Here is a 21,342-nt window from a genome sequence, read left to right as displayed (position 1 = left end):
GCGCGCTGTGCCATGACAGAACAGTGTCAGAAGGACAGGTGTACTCCACCCGTATTCGCGGTCACTGTTACGCATCGGCAAGCGACAATCTACGCGCGTAGGCGCTAGAGTGCCCAAATGATGAGCCCGACCCTCCATGTGCCCGGCCAGGATCAGATCCGACGTGCCCCCAAGGTCCTTCTCCACGATCACCTCGACGGCGGCCTGCGCCCGGGAACGATCGTCGACCTCGCCCTCGCGAGCGGATACGACGGACTCCCCGAGACCGAGCCCGACAAGCTCGGCATCTGGTTCCGCGAGGCGGCCGACTCCGGATCGCTGGAGCGCTACCTGGAGACGTTCGCCCACACCTGCGCCGTCATGCAGACCCGCGACGCACTGGTCCGGGTGGCCGCCGAATGCGCCGAGGACCTGGCCGCGGACGGTGTGGTGTACGCCGAGGTGCGGTACGCGCCCGAGCAGCACCTGGAAGCCGGGCTGAGTCTCGAAGAGGTCGTCGAAGCGGTCAACGAGGGCTTCCGCGAGGGCGAGCGGCGGGCCCGCCGGGACGGCCACCGCATCCGCATGGGCGCCCTCCTCACCGCGATGCGGCACGCCGCCCGCTCCCTGGAGATCGCCGAACTCGCCAACCGCTACCGCGACCAGGGCGTCGTCGGCTTCGACATCGCGGGCGCGGAGGCGGGCTTCCCGCCCACCCGGCACCTCGACGCGTTCGAGTACCTCAAGCGAGAGAACAACCACTTCACCATCCACGCGGGCGAGGCCTTCGGCCTGCCGTCGATCTGGCAGGCCCTCCAGTGGTGTGGCGCCGACCGGCTCGGCCACGGCGTCCGCATCATCGACGACATCGAGGTCGCCGAGGACGGCGCCGTGAAGCTCGGCCGCCTCGCCTCCTACGTGCGGGACAAGCGCATCCCGCTGGAGCTGTGCCCGACCTCCAACCTCCAGACCGGCGCCGCCGCCTCGTACGCCGGGCACCCCATCGGGCTGCTGCGGAAGCTGCATTTCCGGGCCACCGTGAACACGGACAACCGGTTGATGAGCGGTACGAGCATGACCCGTGAATTCGAGAAACTGACCGAGACCTTCGGATACACGCTCGACGACATGCAGTGGTTCACCGTCAACGCGATGAAATCCGCGTTCATCCCTTTCGATGAACGTCTCGCGATGATCAATGACGTGATCAAGCCCGGATACGCCGAGCTGAAGTCCGAGTGGCTCTTCGAGCAGACCGCTACGACCAGCGCGTCTTCCGCCTCCGCGGGCTGATCCGCGCTTTCGGGCAACGGCCGGGACGGCGAAATCGAAGCCGCTGCCCGGCTGTTTTCCGTGTGGGGCATGTTTGCGGGACCGGTAGTGAGCTGACTACGTTTCAGAGCCGCTCACATCCCTCTCCCCAAGGATGAATTTCACATGAAGCAGTCTGCTGTCAGGACTCTCGGTGCCGCCGTTCTCGGCGCCGCTTTCGCCGCCGCCGCCGCGGGTACCGCCTCCGCCGCGGTGCTGCCGGCCGACGCCGCGGCCACCGCCCTTCCGGTCGCCGGCTCGGCGCTGGAGACCGCGACCCAGTCCCTGCCGGTCCAGGACACGGCCACCAAGCTCCTCGGCACCGGCCAGCAGAAGCTCGTCGGCGACGCCACCGCCCCGGTCAAGGGCCTGCTCGGCGGCCTGCCCGCGGGCGGCCTGAAGACCGGCGGCCTGTCGGCCAACGGTCTCCCGTTCGGCGGCTGATCCCCGTACACACGCCCGTGGGGCGGGCACCCGGACCGGGTGCCCGCCCCACAGGCATGTCGTGCGTACGCGGGTCACCAGGCGGTGGACGCCGTCTTCTCCGACGGGAACAGCACCCACAGCGCCAGGTAGAGCAGGCACTGCGGCCCCGGCAGCAGGCAGGAGACCAGGAAGATGACGCGCATGGTTCCCGCGGAGGTGCCGAAGCGCCGTGCCAGCGCTGCGCACACTCCGCCGATCATGCGTCCGTCACGGGGGCGGGCAAGTGCGGCCATGGTGGGCTCCTTCGCGAACCGTTGCTGAGGGAGCAGCTCCGTCGTGCTCCCGATGCATCCATGGTCGCCGGGCGAACGGGGGCAAAGCGTCGCTCTACGGTGCGATACCGACCCTGGGAATCGTCGGGGTCGGTCCCTGAGCCGTCTCGTCCCTGGGAGGGGGCATCACCCTGATCCGCCGCTGCTTCCTGCGGCGCAGCCGCGCCCGGCACATGGGTACGACCAGCAGATGGGCGAGCGCCACCCCGATGGTGTTCAGCAGCAGTGAGTCGACGTCGACGACCTGCCCCGGGACTCCGGTCTGCGCCAGTTCGATCGCCATCGAGATGAGCGCCCCCGCCGCGACGGTACGGGCCAGCGAGGCCCACGGGGAGACGAACAGCCGGCCCCCGGCCATCGGCAGCAGGACGCCCAGCGGGGCGAGCAGCAGCAGCCCCTCACCGATGCGGCGGGTGGCCTCGACCGGACCGAGGGACAGGTCGGCTCTGATGCCGGCGAGCGGTCGGAGATTCGAGGCGGTCATCCACGGCACATCGAGCGGACGCAGAGTCAGCCACCCGACAAGCAGCAGATGCGCGAGAAGGAGGGAGACTCCGGCCGCGCGGAAGCGGATGACAGTTTGACTGCCCGAACCTGGACGCACGTTTCCCAAGACGCGCCGGGCGGCAGGATCGGTTCCGCTCGCCCGGAACCGAGCCCGGCCCCGGGCGGCGGGACCGGGCCCCGGCGCCCCTCCCGCTCAGGCCCCCGCGCCCGTTCCCGCCTCCGGCGTGGGCACGGCCTTCGGCCGGGCCTTCGTCTCCGAGGTGCACAGATATCCGCGCGCCGGGTAGTTCCCGGGCCCGCCCAGCGTGACCCTGCCGTCCGGGGCGAGCGCGTCGCTCTCCGTGTACGTGCACACGATCTGCGCCAGCGCCTCGGCCGGCAGGTCCTCGGGCTGCTCGCTGAGCCGCAGCGCGCCCGGCCGGTCGCCGCCGCGGGCCGCTCCGATCCGCAGGCCCGCCGGTACGGCGGTGGAGTAACCGGCCTGCCGCTCCTCGGCGGACGGCTTCTGCTCCAGCTCCGCCAGGAGGGCCTGCGCGATCCGGACCCGGTCCGACGTCGTCTCGTCGACCCGCACCGTGCGGTCCACCGTGACCAGCTGCGAGGAGCAGATCAGATAGATCTGTATGGGGATGCCCCGGAACGCCTGGGTGGTGACGTCCTCGGCGGACATCGAGCACGGTACCTGGGACGGCGCGGCTCCGGCGTCCACCGGCACAGAGGTGGTCCTGATCCCGCAGCCCGCGGCCAGCACGGCCGCGGTCACGGCACCGGCCAGCGCCACGGCCGAACGGCGCCCCCGGCGGTTGCTGCCCCTCACGTCGCGTCGCCCTCCTCGTCCTGGACCCCCGGGTCCTGATCCCCGTCACTCCCGGCGGAACGGGTGAGCGGCTCGGCGTCGCGCGGCAGCCGCAGGACGAACACCGCGCCGTCGCCGTCCGGGGAGTTCGCGGCCGTGATGTCACCGCCGTGGATGTGCGCGTTCTCCATGGCGATCGACAGACCCAGACCGCTGCCCTCGGAGCGCGGACGGGAGGCGCTGGCCTTGTAGAACCGGTCGAAGACGTGCGGCAGGACGTCCTCGGGGATGCCGGGGCCGTGGTCGCGGACCTCGATGACGAGTTCGCCGCCCTCGGTCCGTACCGCGACCCGTACCGGCGAACCGCCGTGCTTGAGCGCGTTGCCGATCAGGTTCGCCAGGATCACATCGAGCCGGCGCGGATCGAGGCGGACCATCATGCCGCGCTCGGCGTCCAGATCCACCGCGTCCAGCCAGGCGCGGGCGTCGATGCAGGCGGTGACCTGGTCGGCGACGTCGACCGTGTCGAGGACGAGCCGGGCCGTCCCCGCGTCGAAGCGGGTGACCTCCATCAGGTTCTCCACCAGGTCGTTGAGGCGCCGGGTCTCGCTCACCACCAGGCGCACCGCGGGCGCGATCATCGGGTCGAGGCCGTCCGCCTCGTCCTCCAGCACCTCGGTGACGGCGGTCAGCGCGGTGAGCGGGGTGCGCAGTTCGTGTGACATGTCGGCGACGAACCGCCGGCTCGCCTCGTCCCGCGCACTCATGTCCGCGACCCTCTTCTCCAGCGAACCGGCCGTCCTGTTGAACGTACGGGAGAGATCGGCCAGCTCATCGGTGCCGGACACCACGAGCCGGGTGTCGAGCTTGCCCTCGCCGAGCTTGCGGGCGGCGTCGCCGAGCCGCTGCACGGGCCGCAGCACGGTCGTCGCCGCGGCCTGCGCGAGCAGCGCGGAACCGATCAGGGCGAGCGCGGTGGCGATCCCCAGCGACCAGGCGAGGGAGTTCAGATCCTGCCGCTCCTGGTCGAGGGACTTCAGCATGTAGCCGGTCGGGCCACCGCCGATGATCTTCGTGCCGCCCACCAGGTACGGCGTACCGCCGATGCTGGTCCGCTGCCAGAACAGGTGGTACTCGTACTTGTTGCCCGCTTCGACCGGCTGCTTCTCGGTGACCGCCTTCTGCAGCGACAGCGGCACGTTGTCGAGCGTGAAGGTGTCCAGATCGGAGTTGCCGACGATCGGCTTGCCCGTGTCGCGCTCGTCGACCAGCAGCACGCTGTAGCCGGGCGAACTGCTCGCCATCTGCACGGCGGCGTTCTGCAGGTCGTCCTTGGTGGGTCGCAGCGGCAGCGACGCCGCCCGGTTCTGCATCTCCTGGCGGAAGTCCCCGAGCGCCGAGTCCTGGGTACGCGTCAGGACGGCCTCGCGGTTCAGCCAGTACGCGATCCCAGAGGCGGACACCGCGGCGGTGAGCGCCACCAGCGCGAACACGACGACGAGGCGCAGCCGCAGACTCGTCCAGCGGAGTCCCGTGAGCAGGCTCCGCCTGGTGGCATCGCTCACTGAGGCGAATCCAGCCGGTAGCCCACACCCCGGACGGTACGGATCAGGGTCGGCGAGGACGGCACGTCCTCCACCTTGGCGCGCAGCCGCTGCACACAGGCGTCCACGAGCCGGGAGTCGCCGAGGTAGTCGTGCTCCCAGACCAGCCGCAGCAGCTGCTGCCGGGACAGGGCCTGGCCCGGTCGGCGGCTCAGCTCCAGCAGGAGTCGCAGCTCGGTCGGCGTGAGCTGCAGATCCTCGCCGTTCTTGGTCACGGTCATCGCGGAGCGGTCGATCACCACGCTCCCGAAGGACGCGGAGTCGGTGGACTCGCGCTCGCCGCGGCGCAGCACCGCCCGGATACGGGCATCGAGCACCCGGCCCTGCACGGGTTTCACCACGTAGTCGTCGGCGCCGGACTCCAGCCCGACCACGACGTCGATGTCGTCGCTGCGCGCGGTCAGCAGGATGATCGGCAACTGGTCGGTGCGCCGGATGCGCCGGCACACCTCGAAACCGTCGATGCCGGGCAGCATCACGTCCAGCACGATCAGATCAGGCCGCTGTTCACGCAGCAGTTTCAGGCCGTCCTCTCCCGTCGCCGCGGTGGCCACACGGTGGCCCTGGCGTGACAGTGAGAGTTCGAGGGCCGTGCGGATGGCGTCGTCGTCCTCGATCAGCAACAGGAAAGGCACGCTGGTCATTCTGACCCATGGTGGAGCCCCAGTTCGACAGTTGGTGCCGACTCATACATCCGGCACACCGCGCACGCACCGACGGCAGGCCCTGTGACAGGGCTGTGACAGTCGGCGGACAGCGTGATGAAACTGCCCCGGCAAGCTCATTGGCACAAGGAACGAACGGACTCCACCGATGGGGGGCGCGAGATGAACGCAGCTCACAGCACCACCGCAAGCGCAGTTGTCACGCGTCTCCACGATGTCGGCCGGAGCGCCGAGAAGTCCGGCGTCGCGACTGGGCGGGGGTGCGCTCGTGGCGCCGGGCGTCAGCACACGTCGTACATGACGGTGGTTGACGTGCCTGCGGGGGGCAACGGGGGAAGCAACGGGGGATCCGCGTACGGGAAGGCCATGGGGGAGCGGAAGTCCCCGGCGGGGGCCGACGACGCCGAAACGGCGTTCACGGCCTACGTCCGGGAGCGCCGCGCCTCCCTGTACGCAACCGCCTACCACCTGACCGGTGACCGGTTCGAGGCCGAGGATCTGCTGCAGAGCGCCCTCTTCTCGACGTACCGGGCATGGGACCGGATCAGCGACAAGGCGGCGGTCGGCGGCTATCTGCGCCGCACCATGACCAACCTGCACATCAGCGCCTGGCGCAGGCGCAAGCTCAACGAGTACCCGACCGAGGAGCTGCCGGAGACGGCGGGCGACACGGACGCGATGCGCGGCACGGAACTGCGCGCCGTGCTCTGGCAGGCGTTGGCGCGGCTGCCCGAACTCCAGCGCACGATGCTGGTCCTGCGGTACTACGAGGGCCGCACCGACCCGGAGATCGCGGCCATCCTCGACATCAGTGTCGGCACGGTGAAGTCGAGCATCTGGCGGTCGCTCCGCCGGCTGCGCGAGGACGAGGTCCTCAGCTTCGGCCGTGACGAGGAGGAGTCCTTCGGCGAGCTGGTGGCCTGAGGGGACGGGGGAACAACCGGGGGACGAACGGGGGATACGGGGGAGAGTGGGACCGCTGCTTCGGGGGAGGCGGCGGTGCACGGGGGAGTGCTGCGGGGTCGGATGGGCCGGGGGGTCCTGTCCGGCCCCGTCGGCGCGCAGCCCGGCTGCGCCGGTGACCGAGGAACGGAGGAGCCGGGGCCCGGGGCGGGGCCCCGGGCGCGGGAAGTCCGCTACGCCGCGCCCCGTGCCGCGGGCGCCCGGCGGCACCGGCCCGCTGCTGCGGCGGCCAGCCGTCCGAGGGCCTCCTCCTTGCCGCACGGATACGCGCCCAGCGCCGCCTGCCGCGCCACGATCCGCCGCTCCGCCCGCATCAGCCGCCACCCCCGCCGCAGCAGGAACGGCACCGACTTGCGGCCCTCCCGCAGATCCCGCAGCAGCCGGCGGCGGAACGTCGTCGTCGGACGGCCGCGCAGGCACAGCGCGTCCGCGAGCACGCCCAGCTCCTGGCACCGTTCGACTATGTCCGCCGCGAAGATCCCCTCGGCGACGAACAGCGGTGTGCGGTCGATGTGGAAGGCCTCGTGGTCGACGCGGGAGCTCGTCGAGATGTCGTACACCGGGACATCCGTCCGCCCCGTGCGGCACAGCTGCGTGATCGCGGCGACCGCCGCATCGGCGTCCCAGGACTGCGCGGAGTCCCAGTCGATGTCCGTACTGCCGGGGACGAGCGGCAGCGTGGGGTCGTCGCCCTCCTTGTAGAAGTCGTCCAGGCGCAGCACCGGCAGGTCGGTGCGGGCGGCGAGGGACGATTTGCCGGAGCCGGAGGGGCCCGCGAGCAGCACGACGCGGGTCGGGAGCGGTTGGGAATTCACAGGACACGAGTGTGAGGCATTGACCCACGCAGGGGATCCCCCGGAGGTCGGGTTGGTATCAAGCATCACACCTCAACTACTCTACGTACTCAAATGGTTACTCGATCGGCTCGATCAGGTGGGAAATCCATGGCACGTCACGCACTTTCCACGTCCCGGCGCCGCGCCCTGCTGCGGGCAGGTCTGACCGTCACGGCGGTCGGCGCCGCACTCGGAGCGGGAGGTGCGGCGGCCCAGGCGGCGCCGCTTCCCCTCGTACCGGCCGCGGACGCCGACACCGGCCTCGGCGCGGCGGGTGAGGCGGCCACGGGCGCGGTGACCGGGGGGCTCGGGCACTCGCTCAGGAACGGCGTCGCCCCGGTGACGCATCTGCGGCTCGACCCGCTGGCCGGTACCGGCACGGATCCGCTGGACAACGCGGTGGGGACGCAGGTCGCCGACTTCAAGCCGCTCTCCACGAGCGCGGTCACCGACCCGTTGACCAGCGGCGGCGCCCTGAAGGACCTGCCGGTGGTGGGGCAGGCGGCAGCGGTCCTGCACGGCTGAGACCGTCGCGGGAACGCACGGGGCGCGTACGCGGAGACGGCCCGCTCCACCGGGAATCCGGCGGAGCGGGCCGTCTCCGTGCGGGCCGGTGTGCCCGCGCGGATCAGTACGAGGACCCCGACACGCCCAGTGCGCCCGTTGGGTGCCAGACCGTCTTCGTCTCCAGGAAGGCCGTCAGGCGGTGGGTGCCCGGATCGGCCGTCCAGTCGGAGGTGCTGTCCTCCCCGGCAGGCTGCCGCCGCAGGACCCGCTTCAGGTTGTCCGCCGCCGCGATCTCCAGCTCCTTCGCGAGCGCGGCGTCCGCCCCCGTGAGGTCGATGGCGTTCACGTCCTGGTGGGACGCGAGCGGCGCCGCGATCTCCGCCGTCCTCCCGGACAGGATGTTCACCACACCGCCCGGCAGATCGGAAGTGGCCAGCACCTCGCCCAGGGACAGGGCCGGCAGCGGGGAGTCCGCCGAGGCCACGACGACCGCCGTGTTGCCGGTCGCGATCACCGGGGCGATCACCGAGACCAGACCCAGGAACGACGACTCCTGGGGCGCCAGGACCGCGACCACACCGGTCGGTTCGGGCGTGGACAGGTTGAAGAACGGGCCCGCGACCGGGTTCGCCCCGCCCACGACCTGGCCGATCTTGTCGGTCCAGCCCGCGTACCAGACCCAGCGGTCGATCGCCGCGTCGACGGCGGCCGACGCCTTGGACTTCGACAGGCCCTCCGCGTCCGCCACCTCCCGGACGAACTGGTCCTTGCGGCCCTCCAGCATCTCCGCGACGCGGTAGAGGACCTGGCCGCGGTTGTACGCGGTGGCGCCCGACCAGCCGCCGAACGCCTTGCGTGCGGCCACGACCGCGTCGCGCGCGTCCTTGCGGGAGGACTGGGGGGCGTTCGCCAGCCACTTGCCCTTGCCCGCCGCGCCAGCTGATGTCTTCGCCGTCACCTCGTACACCCGGCCGCTCTCGGAGCGGGGGAACTTGCCCCCGACGTACAGCTTGTAGGTCTTCAGTACAGTCAAGCGGTCAGACATCGAGGTACGCCTCCAGGCCGTGACGGCCGCCTTCGCGGCCGAAGCCCGACTCCTTGTAGCCGCCGAAGGGCGAGGTCGGGTCGAACTTGTTGAACGTATTGGCCCAGACGACGCCCGCCCGGAGCTTGTTCGCCACCGCGAGGATGCGGGAGCCCTTCTCCGTCCAGATGCCGGCCGAGAGGCCGTACTGGCTGTTGTTGGCCTTGGCGACCGCCTCGTCGGGCGTACGGAACGACAGCACGGAGAGCACCGGGCCGAAGATCTCGTCGCGGGCGATGGTGTGTGCCTGGGTGACGTGGGTGAACAGCGTCGGGGCGAACCAGTAGCCGGACGAGGGGAGCTCGCAGGGGGCGGACCAGCGTTCGGCGCCCTCCGCCTCGCCCGTCTCGGCGAGCGCGGTGATCCGGGCGAGCTGCTCCGCGGAGTTGATCGCGCCGATGTCGGTGTTCTTGTCCAGCGGGTCGCCGAGCCGGAGGGTGGACAGCCGGCGCTTCAGGGCGTCCAGCAGCTCGTCCTGGACCGACTCCTGCACGAGCAGGCGCGAACCCGCGCAGCAGACCTGGCCCTGGTTGAAGAAGATGCCGGTGACGATGCCCTCGACGGCCTGGTCGAGCGGGGCGTCGTCGAAGACGATGTTGGCGCCCTTGCCGCCCAGCTCCAGGGTGGCCCTCTTGTCCGTACCGGCGATCTGCCGGGCGATGGCCTTGCCGACCGCGGTCGAGCCGGTGAAGGCGATCTTGTCGATGTCCTCGTGCTCGACGAGGGCGGCGCCCGCGTCCCCGTAGCCGGTGAGGATGTTGACGACACCCTTCGGCAGGCCCGCCTGGCGGCAGATGTCCGCGAAGAACAGCGCCGAGAGCGGGGTCGTCTCGGCGGGCTTGAGGACCACCGTGTTGCCGGTGGCGAGCGCCGGGGCGATCTTCCAGGCCAGCATGAGCAGCGGGAAGTTCCACGGGATGATCTGGCCCGCGACGCCGAGGGGGCGGGGGTTCGCGCCGTACCCGGCGTGGTCCAGCTTGTCGGCCCAGCCCGCGTAGTAGAAGAAGTGCGCCGCGACCAGGGGGAGGTCCGCGTCGCGCGTCTCCTTGATCGGCTTGCCGTTGTCGAGGGTTTCGAGAACGGCGAGCTCGCGGCTGCGCTCCTGGATGATCCGGGCGATCCGGAAGAGGTACTTGGCGCGCTCGGAGCCGGGCAGCACCGACCACTTCTCGAACGCCTTCCGGGCCGCCTTCACGGCCCGGTCGACATCCGCGGCGCCGGCCTGCGCGACCTCGGAGAGCACCTCCTCGCTGCTCGGCGAGACCGTCTTGAAGACCTTGCCGTCGGCCGCGTCGGTGAACTCGCCGTCGATGAACAGGCCGTACGAGGGCGCGATGTCGACGACCGAGCGCGACTCGGGGGCGGGTGCGTACTCGAATGCAGATGCCATGGGGATCAGTCCACCGTCACGTAATCGGGGCCGGAGTAACGGCCGGTGCTGAGCTTCTGACGCTGCATCAGCAGATCGTTCAGGAGGCTGGAGGCGCCGAAGCGGAACCAGTGGTTGTCCAGCCAGTCCTCGCCCGCGGTCTCGTTCACCAGCACCAGGAACTTGATCGCGTCCTTGGAGGTGCGGATGCCGCCGGCCGGCTTCACCCCGATCTGCACACCGGTCTGCGCCCGGAAGTCGCGCACGGCCTCCAGCATCAGCAGGGTGTTCGCCGGGGTGGCGTTCGTCCCGACCTTGCCGGTCGACGTCTTGATGAAGTCCGCGCCCGCCAGCATCCCGAGCCAGGAGGCGCGGCGGATGTTGTCGTACGTGGACAGCTCGCCGGTCTCGAAGATGACCTTCAGCCGCGCGCTGCCGCACTCGGCCTTCACGGCCAGGATCTCCTCGTAGACCTTCAGGTAGCGGCCGGAGAGGAAGGCGCCCCGGTCGATCACCATGTCGATCTCGTCGGCCCCGGCCGCCACGGCGTCGCGGACGTCCGCGAGCTTGACGTCGAGCGCGGCGCGGCCGGCGGGGAAGGCCGTCGCCACGGACGCCACCTTCACGCCGGAACCGGCCAGCGCGGCGACGGCGGTCGCCGCCATGTCCGGGTAGACGCAGACCGCCGCGGTGCGCGGGGCCGTGCGGTCGGTCGGGTCGGGATGGACGGCCTTGGCGGCGAGAGCCCGGACCTTGCCCGGGGTGTCCGCGCCTTCCAGCGTCGTCAGGTCGATCATCGAGATGGCCAGGTCGATGGCGTACGCCTTGGCCGTCGTCTTGATCGAACGGGTTCCGAGGGACGCGGCGCGCGCTTCGAGGCCGACGGCGTCGACGCCGGGCAGCCCGTGCAGGAAGCGGCGCAGCGCACTGTCGGACGCGGTCGCGTCGGAGAATGCGGGAGCTGTGGTGGGCATGGTCACCAGATCAGCATATCTACGCGCGTAGCGACCTGTACAGGGGGCCGGGTCCTCCGAGCGTCGCGCAGTACCGGGGCGGCCGCCCCGGTACTCCTGGCGTACGTCAGGCAGAATCGGGCCCATGACACGCCCCACACCGCCCGCCGAGCCGACCTACGCCGACCGGACCTTCCGGTCGCCCGCCGGGATCGTCGGGGGTGTCCTGCTGCTTCTCCTCGTCTGCTGGATCGGCGGCGACGCCGTGTTCCGGGGCCACGGCCGGGTGCCCTGGCTCGCACTGGCCGGGCTGCTGACCGCGGTGCCGCTGGTCGTGGCGTTCACGCTGCGGCCCGTCGTGTACGCCAATGAGCAGCGCATCCGGATCCGCAATCCGTTCCGGACGATCACCATGCCGTGGACCGAGGTGGTGGACCTGCGGGCCGGGTATTCGAGCGAGCTGTTCACCGAGAGCGGCGCCAAGTTCCAGCTGTGGGCGGTACCGGTGTCGCTGCGGCAGCGGAAGAAGGCGGCCCGCCAGCAGTCCCGGCAGTCGCTGGACGACCCGTACGGCCGGACCTCCGTGCACGCCGACGTACGCGACAGCCGGTCCCGCATGGCGACGGCCGACCAGACCATGGCGGACCTGCGGGAGCTGGTGGAGCGGGCGAAGACGGGGGCGTCCTCGAAGGCTTCCGCGTCCTCGAAGGCTTCGGCGTCTTCGAAGGCTTCCGCGGCTTCGGTGGATTCGGCGTCTTCGGAGGCCTCGGTTTCGGTGCGCTGGGCGTACGAGGTGATCGCACCGGCGGTGGTGGGCGTGGTGCTGCTGGTGGTGCTGCTCGCGATCGGCTGAGGCCGCGCGGACCCCTCCGGGGCGGAACCCGCCGCTGGTCACCCCGGCCGCCCGCACCGGCCGTTCGCGCCGCTACGTGTTCCTGGCCGGCAGCGTTCCGGAGCGGTCGCGCCGCGCCCGGCGGATCGGGCGCCCGGCGGCCTCGGGTCCGGGTGCACCCGGCGCGGCCCCGGCCTCCTGCGGCACGGTGGGAGGGTGCCGGCGCCGGGAGGGCGCGGTCAGCACGCCGAGGCAGGCGATGACGAGCACGATGCCGGTCCAGCCGAGGGCGGGCAGGTGCTCGCCCACCACCAGGACCGCGAACACGGCCGCCACGGCGGGCTCCAGCAGGGACAGGGTCGTCGCGGTGCTGACGGGGATGCGGGACAGGCCGAACCCGAACAGGACGTACCCGGCGAACATCGGCACCAGCGCCATGTAGAGGCCGACACCCGCGTTCGTCCAGGAGGTGAGCAGCGGGGCGCCGGTGGCCACCAGCACCGGTACGAGCATCAGCCCGCCCAGCCCGAACACCGCTCCCATGGCCGCGCGCGAGGTGATGCCGCGCGTGATGAGGCGGTGTGCCGCCCACGCGTACACGGCGTACGTCACGCCCGCGACCAGCCCGAGTCCGACGCCGGTGACGGTCTGCCCGGCGGAGCCCGTGCCCGTTTCGGAACCGGACTGCGCGGCCTCGGCCGCGCACAGCAGCACGGTGCCGGCCAGCCCCAGGGCGGCACCGGCCGTCCACCGCCGGGACAGGCGCCGCCGGTCGGCGATCCGCTCGATCAGGGCGGATGCCAGGGGGGCCGAGCCGATGGAGACGACCGTCCCCACCGCGACACCGGCCAGATGCATCGAGGTGTAGAACGCCGGCGGGTACAGGGCCACGCCCGCTCCGCCGACGAGCACGATCCGCCACTGCGCCCTCAGCTCCGTGCGGAACCCCGCGATGCGGCGCCCGGCCATCAGCGCCTGCAACAGGCCGCCCAGCCCCATCGCCGCCGCGCCGATCGCGAGCGGCCCGACCTGCGGCGCGAAGGTCGCCGCGGTGCCCGTGGTGCCCCAGAGCACCGAGGCCAGCAGCACGGCGAGCGCGCCCGCCCCCGGCCCGGCGGCGCGCCCGGCCCGCCGCGTCACAGGCCGTCCACCAGGTGCGCCGCCATGTCGCGCGCGTGCCGCATGCGTACGCCGTCTCCTTCGAGACCCGCGCGCACGATGGCTCCTTCCAGCAGGAACGCCAGGTGCTCCGCCGCGGCTCGGGCCTCTTCCTCGCGGTCGGGCAGCAGTTCCCGGAGATGGGCGGCGAGCAGGCTCTCGACTTCCTCCTTGTGACGGCGCACCACCGCGCGGCCCTCGTGCCCGGTGGGCAGCTCGGCGGCCGCGTTGAGCAGCCCGCAGCCCCGGAAGCCGTGCTCGTAGGCGAGGCCGGCGTGGTCGGCGTAGGCGTCGAAGACGGCCAGCACGGCCGCCCGCGGTCCCTGTGCCTCGGCCAGGCGCCGCCGGTAGAGGCCGAGCCACTCCTCGTGCCGGGCCTGGAGGTAGGCGCGGACGAGGTCGGCCTTGGAGGCGAAGTTGTTGTAGAGGCTCATCTTCGCCACACCGGCCTCGGCCGTGATCGTGTCGATCCCCGTCGCCGCCACGCCGTCGGCATAGAACCGGCGCGCCGCGGCATCGAGGATCCGCCCCCGCGCGGGCCCCTGCCGCCGCTTCCCCGGCTGCTTCTCGGTGGCCCTCGCGTCCGTCATGGCTGCCCCTCTCCGGTACTAGGTAGACCAGTCTACCTAGTATGCGCGGCCGCACCCGACCGCGGCGCGTGCCTGCCCGTCGGAGGGCGGATCCTGCCGGGTCGGCGGGCCCGGCGCGGGGGGTGCGGCCGACCGGACGTGACAGACCGGGGGCCGACCGTCACGTCCTGGTGAGGCGGCGCCCGACCCACCCCTTCCGTGATCCGCTCCTCGTCCCCGGCCCTCAGGCCGACCGGCCGTGGCGCCGGGCGGAACGCCTCCGTGTATGCCGGGCGCCCTACGGGCAACTTCCGTGTGAAAGCCCGCGGCGGCGCCGCTGCGGTCCCGGCGGGCGGAGCCCGTGCGGACGGGTCCGGCCGCGGTTCCGCGGGCCCGGACCCGTCCGCACGGTGTCCGGCCGCGAACCCCCGGCCACCGGCCGTACCGGGGCCGGACACCGGCTTCACGTACCTGATGCGCGAATGGCGCGCGGACCGGCGGACGGCCACGCATCGGGCCGAACCGCCGGGCGGGCCCCGCCGTCAGATCCCGGCCGCCACCGCCAGGTCCCGCTTGATCCCGGCGAGCAGTTCCGCACCCCTCGTACGGGCCGCCGGCAGCTCGTCCGCCGAGGCGACCGGCACCACGACCTCCAGGTAGCACTTGAGCTTCGGCTCGGTGCCGCTCGGGCGGACGATCACCCGGGCACCCCGAAGGCGGTAGCGCAGCCCGTCGGTGGGCGGCAGCTGCGCGGAGCCCCGCGAGAGGTCCTCGGCCGAGGTGACGGGAAGCCCGGCGAGCGCGGTCGGGGGCTGCTCGCGCAGGCGGCGCATGGCGTCCGCGATGACCGACAGGTCCTCCACCCGGACCGACAACTGGTCGGTGGCGTGCAGTCCGTGGTCGACCGCGAGGTCGTCGAGGAGGTCCAGGAGCGTACGCCCCCGCTCCTTGAGCCCGGAGGCGAGTTCGGCGACGAGCAGCGCGGCCGTGATGCCGTCCTTGTCGCGTACGCCGTCCGGGTCGACGCAGTAACCGAGCGCCTCCTCGTACCCGTACCGCAGGCCGTCCACGCGGGCGATCCACTTGAAGCCGGTCAGCGTCTCCTCGTAGCCGAGGCCCGCCTTGGCGGCGATCCGGCCGAGCAGCGAGGACGACACGATCGACTCGGCGAAGACACCGGTCGCGCCCCGGTCCACCAGATGGGCGGCGAGCAGCGCCCCGACCTCGTCGCCGCGCAGCATCCGCCAGCCGCCTTCGGCCAGCGGGTCCGGGACCGCGACGGCGCAGCGGTCGGCGTCCGGGTCATTGGCGATGACGAGGTCGCAGTCCGTACCGCGTGCGGTGGCGAAGGCGAGATCCATCGCGCCGGGCTCTTCCGGATTGGGGAAGGCGACGGTCGGGAACGCCGGGTCGGGCTCCGCCTGCTCGGCGACGAGCACCGGGGCGGGGAACCCGGCGCGGGCGAAGGCGGCGGTGAGCACGGACGTACCGACGCCGTGCATCGCCGTGTACACGACCCGGGCGGTGCGCGGCGATCCGGTGGCGAGCACGGCGTCCGTACGGGCCAGGTAGGCCGCCAGGACCTCGTCGCCGAGGACCTCCCAGCCGTCGTCGGGGCGGGGCACGCCGTCGAGCGAGCCGACCGCGGCGATCGCGGCGGCGATCTCGCCGTCCGCCGGGGGGACGATCTGCGAGCCGTCGCCGAGGTAGACCTTGTAGCCGTTGTCGCGGGGCGGATTGTGGCTGGCGGTCACCTCGATGCCCGCGACGGCGCCCAGGTGCCGGATGGCGTACGCCAGCACGGGGGTGGGCAGTGGGCGGGGGAGCACGGCCGCGCGCAGGCCCGCGCCGGTCATCACGGCGGCGGTGTCGCGGGCGAAGTCGGCGGACTTGTAGCGGGCGTCGTAGCCGATGACGACGAGCCCGCCGGTTCGGCCCTCGGCCTTGAGATGGGCGGCGAGGCCGGCCGCGGCGCGGATGACGACGGCGCGGTTCATCCGCATCGGCCCGGCCCCCAGCTCTCCCCGGAGCCCGGCCGTGCCGAACTGCAGCGTGCCGGCGAACCGCGCGGCCAGCTCGTCGAGGTCCTCGGCGTCGATGAGCGCCGCGAGCTCGTCACGGGTCTCGGGGTCGGGGTCCTCCGCGAGCCACGTCCTGGCCTGCGCGATCAGCTCCTGCTGCACGGTGTCCGCCTTTCTGCGGGGTGGGGTGGGTTGCGGGGGCCGCCGGCCCCCGGACCCCCGCTCCTCGAACGCCGGCGGGGCCTGGTCCCGGGCGGGTGCGGCGTGAGAGCCGGCCTCACCGGCGTTCGGGGCGCGGGGTTCGGGGCGGAGCCCCGGTTCGGCTCAGATCCGCTCAAGCACCCGCGCGAGCAGCGCGCCCATCCGCGTGGCGGAGTCCCGCCCGGCCTGGAGCACCTCTTCGTGGTTCAGCGGCTCTCCGCTCAGCCCCGCCGCCAGGTTGGTGACCAGCGAGATGCCGAGCACCTCGGCGCCGGCCTCCCGTGCGGCGATCGCCTCCAGCACGGTGGACATGCCGACCAGGTCGCCGCCCATGACCCGGACCATGCCGATCTCGGCCGGCGTCTCGTAGTGCGGGCCGGGGAACTGCACGTACACGCCCTCTTCGAGGGTGTCGTCGACCTCCTTGCACAGCGCGCGCAGCCGCGGCGAGTACAGATCGGTCAGGTCGACGAAGTTGGCGCCGACGATGGGGGACGCGGCGGTCAGGTTGATGTGGTCGCTGATCAGGACCGGCTGCCCGGGACGCATGCCCTCGCGCAGGCCGCCGCAGCCGTTCGTCAGCACGACGGTCTTGCAGCCCGCGGCGACGGCGGTGCGGACCCCGTGCGCGACCGCGGCGACGCCCCGGCCCTCGTAGAAGTGGGTGCGGCCGAGGAAGACCAGGGCGCGCTTCGCACCGATCCGGTACGAGCGGATCGTGCCGCCGTGCCCCTGTACGGCGGGCGCCGGGAAACCGGGCAGGTCGGTCACCGGGAACTCGGCCTCCGGAGTGCCGAGCGCAGCGCCCGCGGGTGCCCAGCCCGAACCCATCACGAGCGCGACGTCGTGGGTCTCGGCACCGGTCAGCTCGCGCAGGCGGGCGGCGGCGTCGGCGGCGGCGGCGTGCGGGTCGCCCTGGATGTTGTCCGGAATAACTGATGCGTTCACGCGGATGAGGGTAGCCGGTGATTCCCTACGCGCGTAGATGCCCTGGCGCAGAGACTGCGCACGCTTCTTCGTACATTCACACAAAAGCGCTGGTCGGTCGGTCAGCAGGGGCGCTTGCGCAGTTCCATCACATAGTCGTGCGGCGCGCCCGCGGACTCCGCGGCGTCCGCGATCTCGCCCAGGTAGCGGGCGGACGGCAGCCCGCCCTCGTATCCGTTCAGCACATACATCCAGGCCGGCTCCTCGCCGTCCAGGGTGTGCACGCGGACCCGCATCCGCCGGTAGATGTCCAGGCCGATGCCCTCCCACCGGTCCATGGAGTCCTCGTCCATCGGCGCGATGTCGTAGAGCGCCACGAAGACCTGGGAACGGGGGGCCTCCACCACCGTGGCGAGCGCGCCTTCCCAGCCCATCTGCTCCCCGCCGAAGGTCAGCCGCCAGTCGTTGAGCCAGCCGGTGCCACGCAGGGGGGAGTGCGGTGCGCGGCGCGTCATCAGCCGCGCGTCGAGGTTGCCGGCGTACGCGGCGTAGAGCGACATGTGATCGAGGGTACGGGAGGTGGTGGCCGGAACGTCGATTCCTGTGAGGAAGACTCCGTACGGGGTTCCGCTCCGGTCCGGGAAGCGGGTCCCGCGCCCCTGTCCCGTACGCCCCGGTGCCCGTATGGAGGGCCCCGGGGCGAAGCACCTTGGGCGCGTGCGGGACAATGAAGTACGTACTGCATTCCCCGGGGCGGCCCCCCGGACCCCCGGCCGGGGCAGCAGACGGCCGCGGGATGACACACGCGAGGCGGACATTTCGTGACCCGGATCGTGATCATCGGCGGCGGACCCGGCGGGTACGAGGCGGCATTGGTGGGCGCCCAGCTCGGCGCGGAGGTGACCGTCGTCGACTGCGACGGCCTCGGCGGCGCGTCCGTGCTCACCGACTGCGTGCCCTCGAAGACCCTGATCGCGACGGCGGAGGTGATGACCACCTTCGACTCCTCGTACGAGGAGCTGGGCATCATCGTCGCCGACGACACGCCGCACGTCGAGCAGGCGGCCCGGGTCGTCGGCGTCGACCTCGGCAAGGTCAACCGGCGTGTGAAGCGCCTGGCACTCGCCCAGTCCCACGACATCACCGCCTCCGTCACCCGCGCCGGCGCACGCGTGATGCGCGGCCGCGGCCGCCTCGACGGCCTCCAGGCCGCCGACGGCTCCCGCACGGTCGTCGTGACCGCCGCCGACGGCACGGAGGAGAGGCTCACCGCCGACGCCGTGCTGATCGCGACCGGCGGCCACCCCCGGGAGATCCCGGACGCGCTCCCCGACGGCGAGCGCATCCTGAACTGGACCCAGGTCTACGACCTCGACGAGCTCCCCGAGGAGCTCATCGTGGTCGGCTCCGGTGTCACGGGCGCCGAGTTCGCGGGCGCCTACCAGGCGCTCGGCTCGCGCGTCACCCTCGTCTCGTCCCGCGACCGGGTGCTGCCGGGCGAGGACCCGGACGCGGCCGCCGTGCTGGAGGACGTCTTCCGCCGCCGCGGGATGAACGTCATGGCCCGCTCCCGCGCCCGGGCGGCGAAGCGCGTCGGCGACCGGGTCGAGGTCACCCTGGCCGACGGCCGGGTCATCACCGGTTCGCACTGCCTGATGGCGGTCGGCGCGATCCCGAACAGCGCGGGCATGGGGCTGGAGGAGGCCGGTGTCCGGCTCAAGGAGTCCGGCCACATCTGGACCGACAGGGTCTCCCGCACCAGCGCCCCCGGCGTGTACGCGGCCGGTGACGTCACCGGGGTCTTCGCCCTCGCCTCGGTCGCCGCCATGCAGGGCCGCATCGCGATGTACCACTTCCTCGGGGACGCGGTGACGCCGCTGAACCTGAAGACGGTCTCGTCGAACGTCTTCACCGACCCCGAGATCGCCACCGTCGGCTACACCCAGGCCGATGTCGACGCCGGCACGATCGACGCCCGCGCGGTCAAGCTGCCGCTGCTGCGTAACCCGCGCGCCAAGATGCAGGGCATACGCGACGGCTTCGTCAAGATCTTCTGCCGGCCCGGCACCGGCATCGTGGTCGGCGGCTGCGTCGTCGCGCCGCGGGCGAGTGAACTCATCCATCCGATCTCGATCGCCGTCGACAACAATCTGACGGTGGAACAGATAGCAAACGCCTTCACCGTGTACCCGTCCCTGTCGGGATCGATCGCGGAAGTGGCCCGCCAGTTGCACACCCGTAAGAGCGCGGGCGAGGCGTAAGCGCCTCGGGGCCCCGGCGACACCCGGCGATCCCCGTCAACTCGCGGCCGGACGGCGGTCGTCCGGCCGCCGTCCGGTCAGTACGGGACAACAACGGGGCCGCCTATACCACTTGGCGGCCCCGTGTATGTACAACTTCTGGTATTCGGTGCAAACCGCTGAAAACGCTCGGACATCACGTTACTGTCAGTTTCGTGTTCGCTGCAGAACGTCGTCAGTTGATCCTCGAAATGGTGCGTGCCAACGGGGCGGTATCGCTCCGTGAGCTCGCCCGCGTCGTCCAGACCTCCGAAGTGACCGTACGGCGGGACGTGCGGGCGCTGGAGGCAGAAGGACTCCTCGACCGCCGGCACGGCGGTGCGGTCTTGCCGGGCGGTTTTACGCGGGAGTCCGGCTTTCCGCAGAAATCCCATCTCGCCACCGCGGAGAAGACGGCCATCGCCGACCTGGCCGCCGGTCTCGTCGAAGAGGGCGAGGCCATCGTCGTCGGCGCCGGTACGACCACGCAGGAGCTGGCCCGTCGGCTCGCGCGGGTCCCCGGCCTGACCGTCGTCACCAACTCGCTGCTGGTCGCCCAGGCGTTGGCCCATGCCAACCGGGTGGAAGTGGTGATGACCGGCGGCACCCTGCGCGGCTCCAACTACGCCCTGGTGGGCAGCGGCGCCGAGCAGTCCCTCCAGGGGCTGCGGGTGTCGCGCGCGTTCCTCTCCGGGAGCGGCCTCACCGCGGAACGCGGCCTCTCCACGTCCAACATGCTCTCGGCGAGCGTCGACCGGGCCCTGGTGCAGGCAGCGGCGGAGGTGGTGGTCCTGGCGGACCACACCAAGCTCGGCTCCGACACCATGTTCCAGACGGTGCCGACGGATCTGATCACCCGCCTGGTGACGGACGAGCCGCCCGGTCACGACGAGCGCGCCGCCACCGAACTGCAGGCCCTGGCGGACCAGGGCGTGCAGATCGCGGTCGCCGGCGCGGGCAGCGGCCCCGCACCGGCCGAAGCCCTTGCACCGGGCCGCCAGCCCCGCCGCGAGATGCCGCTCCCCGGCCAGCGCCGGACGCGTGGCGGCCCCGGGGGCCCGGGGGCGCAGCAACTCCGGAGCGCGGCGGCGCTGGCGGAACAGGGCCAGGGGCCGGGGGACCGGGCGAGGGTGGCGGACCTGCGGCGCCGGTAGGGGGTGCACCCCGGCGAAGCCGGACCCACCGGTGGTCGGAGGCGCGGGGTCCGGGGCAGGGCCCCGGTTGTGGGAAGGGGCGGGCAGGGGAACGGTTCCCCGCGCAGCGACCCCGCACCGCCCACGGCCGGCCGGCCGCGCCCGCTCAACCGCTCCCCGCCGCGCTCCTCTTCAGCCCCTGCAAGGTCAGCGTCAGCAGCCGGCCCGCCAACTCCGGGTCGTCCGGCGTCTGCTCCGCGGCCAGCGCGATCGCGTTCGTCAGCTGCATCAGGTCGTCGATGGACACGTCCGCCCGCACCGCACCGCTCTCCTGCGCCCGCGTCAGCAGAGCCGCCCCCGCCTCGCGCAGTGGCACATTGCACGGAGAGAGTGCGGACGTCTCGTCCCGTGACGTCGACATGAGCGCCTGGGCGAGCCCGCGATATTCACCCGCGTGGCTGATGAGGGCGCCCAGCCACTCCACCAGGCCCGCACACGGCCGCTCCACCCCCGCCAGCTCGTGGGCACGGGAGATCAGCGAGGTCAGGGCTTCCTGGAAGACGGCGTTCATCAGCGCGTGCCGACTGGGGAAGTGCCGGTACAGCGTGCCGATCCCGACGCCCGCGCGGCGCGCGATGTCTTCGAGGGACGCGTCGGTGCCGTGGTCCGCGAACGCGGTACGGGCCTCGCTCAGCAGCCGGTCGTAATTGCGCCGCGCGTCGGCGCGCATGGGCCGGGCCGGCGTCTGTGCCGTGCTCATCGCCATTGCGCAGTCCTCCCTCTTCTCCACCCCAGGGTCCAGGATGCCATCGCGGATCCGGAGGGGTGACGTCCGCCGAGGGGTGACGCACGACGGGCCCCCGCGGGCTCGGAGCCGTACGGCTCCGAGC

General features: G+C 72.1%; 22 protein-coding genes. 7 read left to right on the top strand and 15 right to left on the bottom strand.

Annotated features, from left to right (window positions below; genetic code table 11):
• The first annotated feature begins 117 nt into the window (after positions 1-117).
• Complete coding sequence (locus ACFVT1_RS00110; RefSeq protein ID WP_389791080.1) at positions 118-1,272, top strand: adenosine deaminase; 1,155 nt, start codon at positions 118-120, stop codon at positions 1,270-1,272.
• A gap of 144 nt (positions 1,273-1,416) precedes the next feature.
• The gene (locus ACFVT1_RS00105) at positions 1,417-1,734 is read left to right on the top strand and encodes a hypothetical protein (protein ID WP_389791078.1); all 318 of its coding nucleotides are present in this window, start codon (positions 1,417-1,419) and stop codon (positions 1,732-1,734) included.
• A 74-nt stretch (positions 1,735-1,808) separates the two neighbouring features.
• On the opposite strand, the gene ACFVT1_RS00100 is transcribed toward ACFVT1_RS00105, so the two are convergent.
• The 5 genes from ACFVT1_RS00100 to afsQ1 all read right to left on the bottom strand — a co-directional run bounded on the left by ACFVT1_RS00100 (position 1,809) and on the right by afsQ1 (position 5,590).
• Positions 1,809-2,009, bottom strand: coding sequence for a PspC domain-containing protein (locus ACFVT1_RS00100; RefSeq protein ID WP_389791076.1), 201 nt, complete (start codon positions 2,007-2,009; stop codon positions 1,809-1,811).
• Between the two features lie 94 nt (positions 2,010-2,103).
• The gene (locus ACFVT1_RS00095; protein WP_389791074.1) at positions 2,104-2,652 is read right to left on the bottom strand and encodes a VanZ family protein; all 549 of its coding nucleotides are present in this window, start codon (positions 2,650-2,652) and stop codon (positions 2,104-2,106) included.
• 96 nt (positions 2,653-2,748) lie between these two features.
• Positions 2,749-3,372 carry a hypothetical protein gene (locus tag ACFVT1_RS00090; RefSeq protein ID WP_389791072.1) on the bottom strand — a complete coding sequence of 208 codons (624 nt, stop codon included), beginning with the start codon at positions 3,370-3,372 and terminating at the stop codon, positions 2,749-2,751.
• Positions 3,369-4,916 carry a sensor histidine kinase gene (locus ACFVT1_RS00085; protein ID WP_389791070.1) on the bottom strand — a complete coding sequence of 516 codons (1,548 nt, stop codon included), beginning with the start codon at positions 4,914-4,916 and terminating at the stop codon, positions 3,369-3,371. The genes ACFVT1_RS00090 and ACFVT1_RS00085 overlap by 4 nt, the downstream gene beginning before the upstream one ends.
• Entirely contained in the window at positions 4,913-5,590 is a 678-nt protein-coding gene (gene afsQ1 / locus ACFVT1_RS00080; protein WP_206433404.1) for a two-component system response regulator AfsQ1, read from the bottom strand. Before afsQ1 ends, ACFVT1_RS00085 begins: the two co-directional genes overlap by 4 nt.
• 192 nt (positions 5,591-5,782) lie before the next feature.
• On the opposite strand from afsQ1, the gene ACFVT1_RS00075 reads away from it, so the two are divergent.
• Complete coding sequence (locus ACFVT1_RS00075; RefSeq protein ID WP_389791068.1) at positions 5,783-6,544, top strand: SigE family RNA polymerase sigma factor; 762 nt, start codon at positions 5,783-5,785, stop codon at positions 6,542-6,544.
• Positions 6,545-6,756: 212 nt separating this feature from the next.
• Here ACFVT1_RS00075 and ACFVT1_RS00070 read toward each other — a convergent pair whose 3' ends face one another.
• Entirely contained in the window at positions 6,757-7,464 is a 708-nt protein-coding gene (locus tag ACFVT1_RS00070) for a uridine kinase (RefSeq protein ID WP_389791066.1), read from the bottom strand.
• Positions 7,465-7,527: 63 nt separating this feature from the next.
• Between ACFVT1_RS00070 and ACFVT1_RS00065 the strand changes: the two genes are divergently transcribed.
• Positions 7,528-7,944 (top strand): hypothetical protein, encoded by a 417-nt coding sequence (locus tag ACFVT1_RS00065; protein ID WP_389791064.1) that lies wholly within the window; start codon positions 7,528-7,530, stop codon positions 7,942-7,944.
• 103 nt (positions 7,945-8,047) lie between these two features.
• Here the strand turns inward: ACFVT1_RS00065 and ACFVT1_RS00060 are convergent, their stop codons facing one another.
• Genes ACFVT1_RS00060 through deoC form a run of 3 tightly spaced genes read right to left on the bottom strand, consistent with a single transcriptional unit; the run spans position 8,048 to position 11,353 of the window.
• A complete protein-coding gene (locus ACFVT1_RS00060) occupies positions 8,048-8,971 on the bottom strand; it encodes an aldehyde dehydrogenase family protein (RefSeq protein ID WP_389791062.1) in 924 nt (307 codons plus the stop codon).
• Positions 8,964-10,400: an aldehyde dehydrogenase family protein gene (locus ACFVT1_RS00055; RefSeq protein ID WP_389791060.1), complete on the bottom strand. Its 1,437-nt coding sequence runs from the start codon at positions 10,398-10,400 to the stop codon at positions 8,964-8,966. The genes ACFVT1_RS00060 and ACFVT1_RS00055 overlap by 8 nt, the downstream gene beginning before the upstream one ends.
• A gap of 5 nt (positions 10,401-10,405) precedes the next feature.
• Positions 10,406-11,353 carry a deoxyribose-phosphate aldolase gene (deoC, locus tag ACFVT1_RS00050; protein ID WP_389792184.1) on the bottom strand — a complete coding sequence of 316 codons (948 nt, stop codon included), beginning with the start codon at positions 11,351-11,353 and terminating at the stop codon, positions 10,406-10,408.
• A 124-nt stretch (positions 11,354-11,477) separates the two neighbouring features.
• On the opposite strand from deoC, the gene ACFVT1_RS00045 reads away from it, so the two are divergent.
• Positions 11,478-12,185 carry a PH domain-containing protein gene (locus ACFVT1_RS00045; RefSeq protein WP_389791058.1) on the top strand — a complete coding sequence of 236 codons (708 nt, stop codon included), beginning with the start codon at positions 11,478-11,480 and terminating at the stop codon, positions 12,183-12,185.
• A 72-nt stretch (positions 12,186-12,257) separates the two neighbouring features.
• Here the strand turns inward: ACFVT1_RS00045 and ACFVT1_RS00040 are convergent, their stop codons facing one another.
• The 5 genes from ACFVT1_RS00040 to ACFVT1_RS00020 form a co-directional block, all read right to left on the bottom strand.
• Complete coding sequence (locus tag ACFVT1_RS00040) at positions 12,258-13,304, bottom strand: DMT family transporter (RefSeq protein WP_389791056.1); 1,047 nt, start codon at positions 13,302-13,304, stop codon at positions 12,258-12,260.
• Positions 13,301-13,912 carry a TetR/AcrR family transcriptional regulator gene (locus ACFVT1_RS00035; RefSeq protein WP_389791055.1) on the bottom strand — a complete coding sequence of 204 codons (612 nt, stop codon included), beginning with the start codon at positions 13,910-13,912 and terminating at the stop codon, positions 13,301-13,303. Before ACFVT1_RS00035 ends, ACFVT1_RS00040 begins: the two co-directional genes overlap by 4 nt.
• Before the next feature lie 521 nt (positions 13,913-14,433).
• A complete protein-coding gene (locus ACFVT1_RS00030) occupies positions 14,434-16,074 on the bottom strand; it encodes a phospho-sugar mutase (RefSeq protein WP_389791053.1) in 1,641 nt (546 codons plus the stop codon).
• A 162-nt stretch (positions 16,075-16,236) separates the two neighbouring features.
• Positions 16,237-17,061, bottom strand: coding sequence for a purine-nucleoside phosphorylase (locus tag ACFVT1_RS00025; RefSeq protein ID WP_389791051.1), 825 nt, complete (start codon positions 17,059-17,061; stop codon positions 16,237-16,239).
• Between the two features lie 101 nt (positions 17,062-17,162).
• Entirely contained in the window at positions 17,163-17,600 is a 438-nt protein-coding gene (locus ACFVT1_RS00020) for a gamma-glutamylcyclotransferase (protein ID WP_362209734.1), read from the bottom strand.
• Positions 17,601-17,861: 261 nt separating this feature from the next.
• On the opposite strand from ACFVT1_RS00020, the gene ACFVT1_RS00015 reads away from it, so the two are divergent.
• Together ACFVT1_RS00015 and ACFVT1_RS00010 are read left to right on the top strand one after the other, a co-directional pair.
• Positions 17,862-19,301, top strand: coding sequence for an NAD(P)H-quinone dehydrogenase (locus ACFVT1_RS00015; protein WP_389791049.1), 1,440 nt, complete (start codon positions 17,862-17,864; stop codon positions 19,299-19,301).
• A 194-nt stretch (positions 19,302-19,495) separates the two neighbouring features.
• Positions 19,496-20,473: a DeoR/GlpR family DNA-binding transcription regulator gene (locus ACFVT1_RS00010; RefSeq protein WP_389791047.1), complete on the top strand. Its 978-nt coding sequence runs from the start codon at positions 19,496-19,498 to the stop codon at positions 20,471-20,473.
• Between the two features lie 145 nt (positions 20,474-20,618).
• On the opposite strand, the gene ACFVT1_RS00005 is transcribed toward ACFVT1_RS00010, so the two are convergent.
• On the bottom strand, positions 20,619-21,218 hold the full coding sequence (locus ACFVT1_RS00005) for a TetR/AcrR family transcriptional regulator (protein ID WP_389791045.1): 600 nt from the start codon (positions 21,216-21,218) through the stop codon (positions 20,619-20,621).
• Positions 21,219-21,342 lie beyond the last annotated feature (124 nt).

The organism is Streptomyces sp. NPDC057963 (assembly GCF_042887155.1).
Taxonomy (GTDB): Bacteria; Actinomycetota; Actinomycetes; order Streptomycetales; family Streptomycetaceae; genus Streptomyces.
Note: the sequence above shows the minus strand (reverse complement) of the source record. Positions and strands in the feature narration are given on the sequence as shown.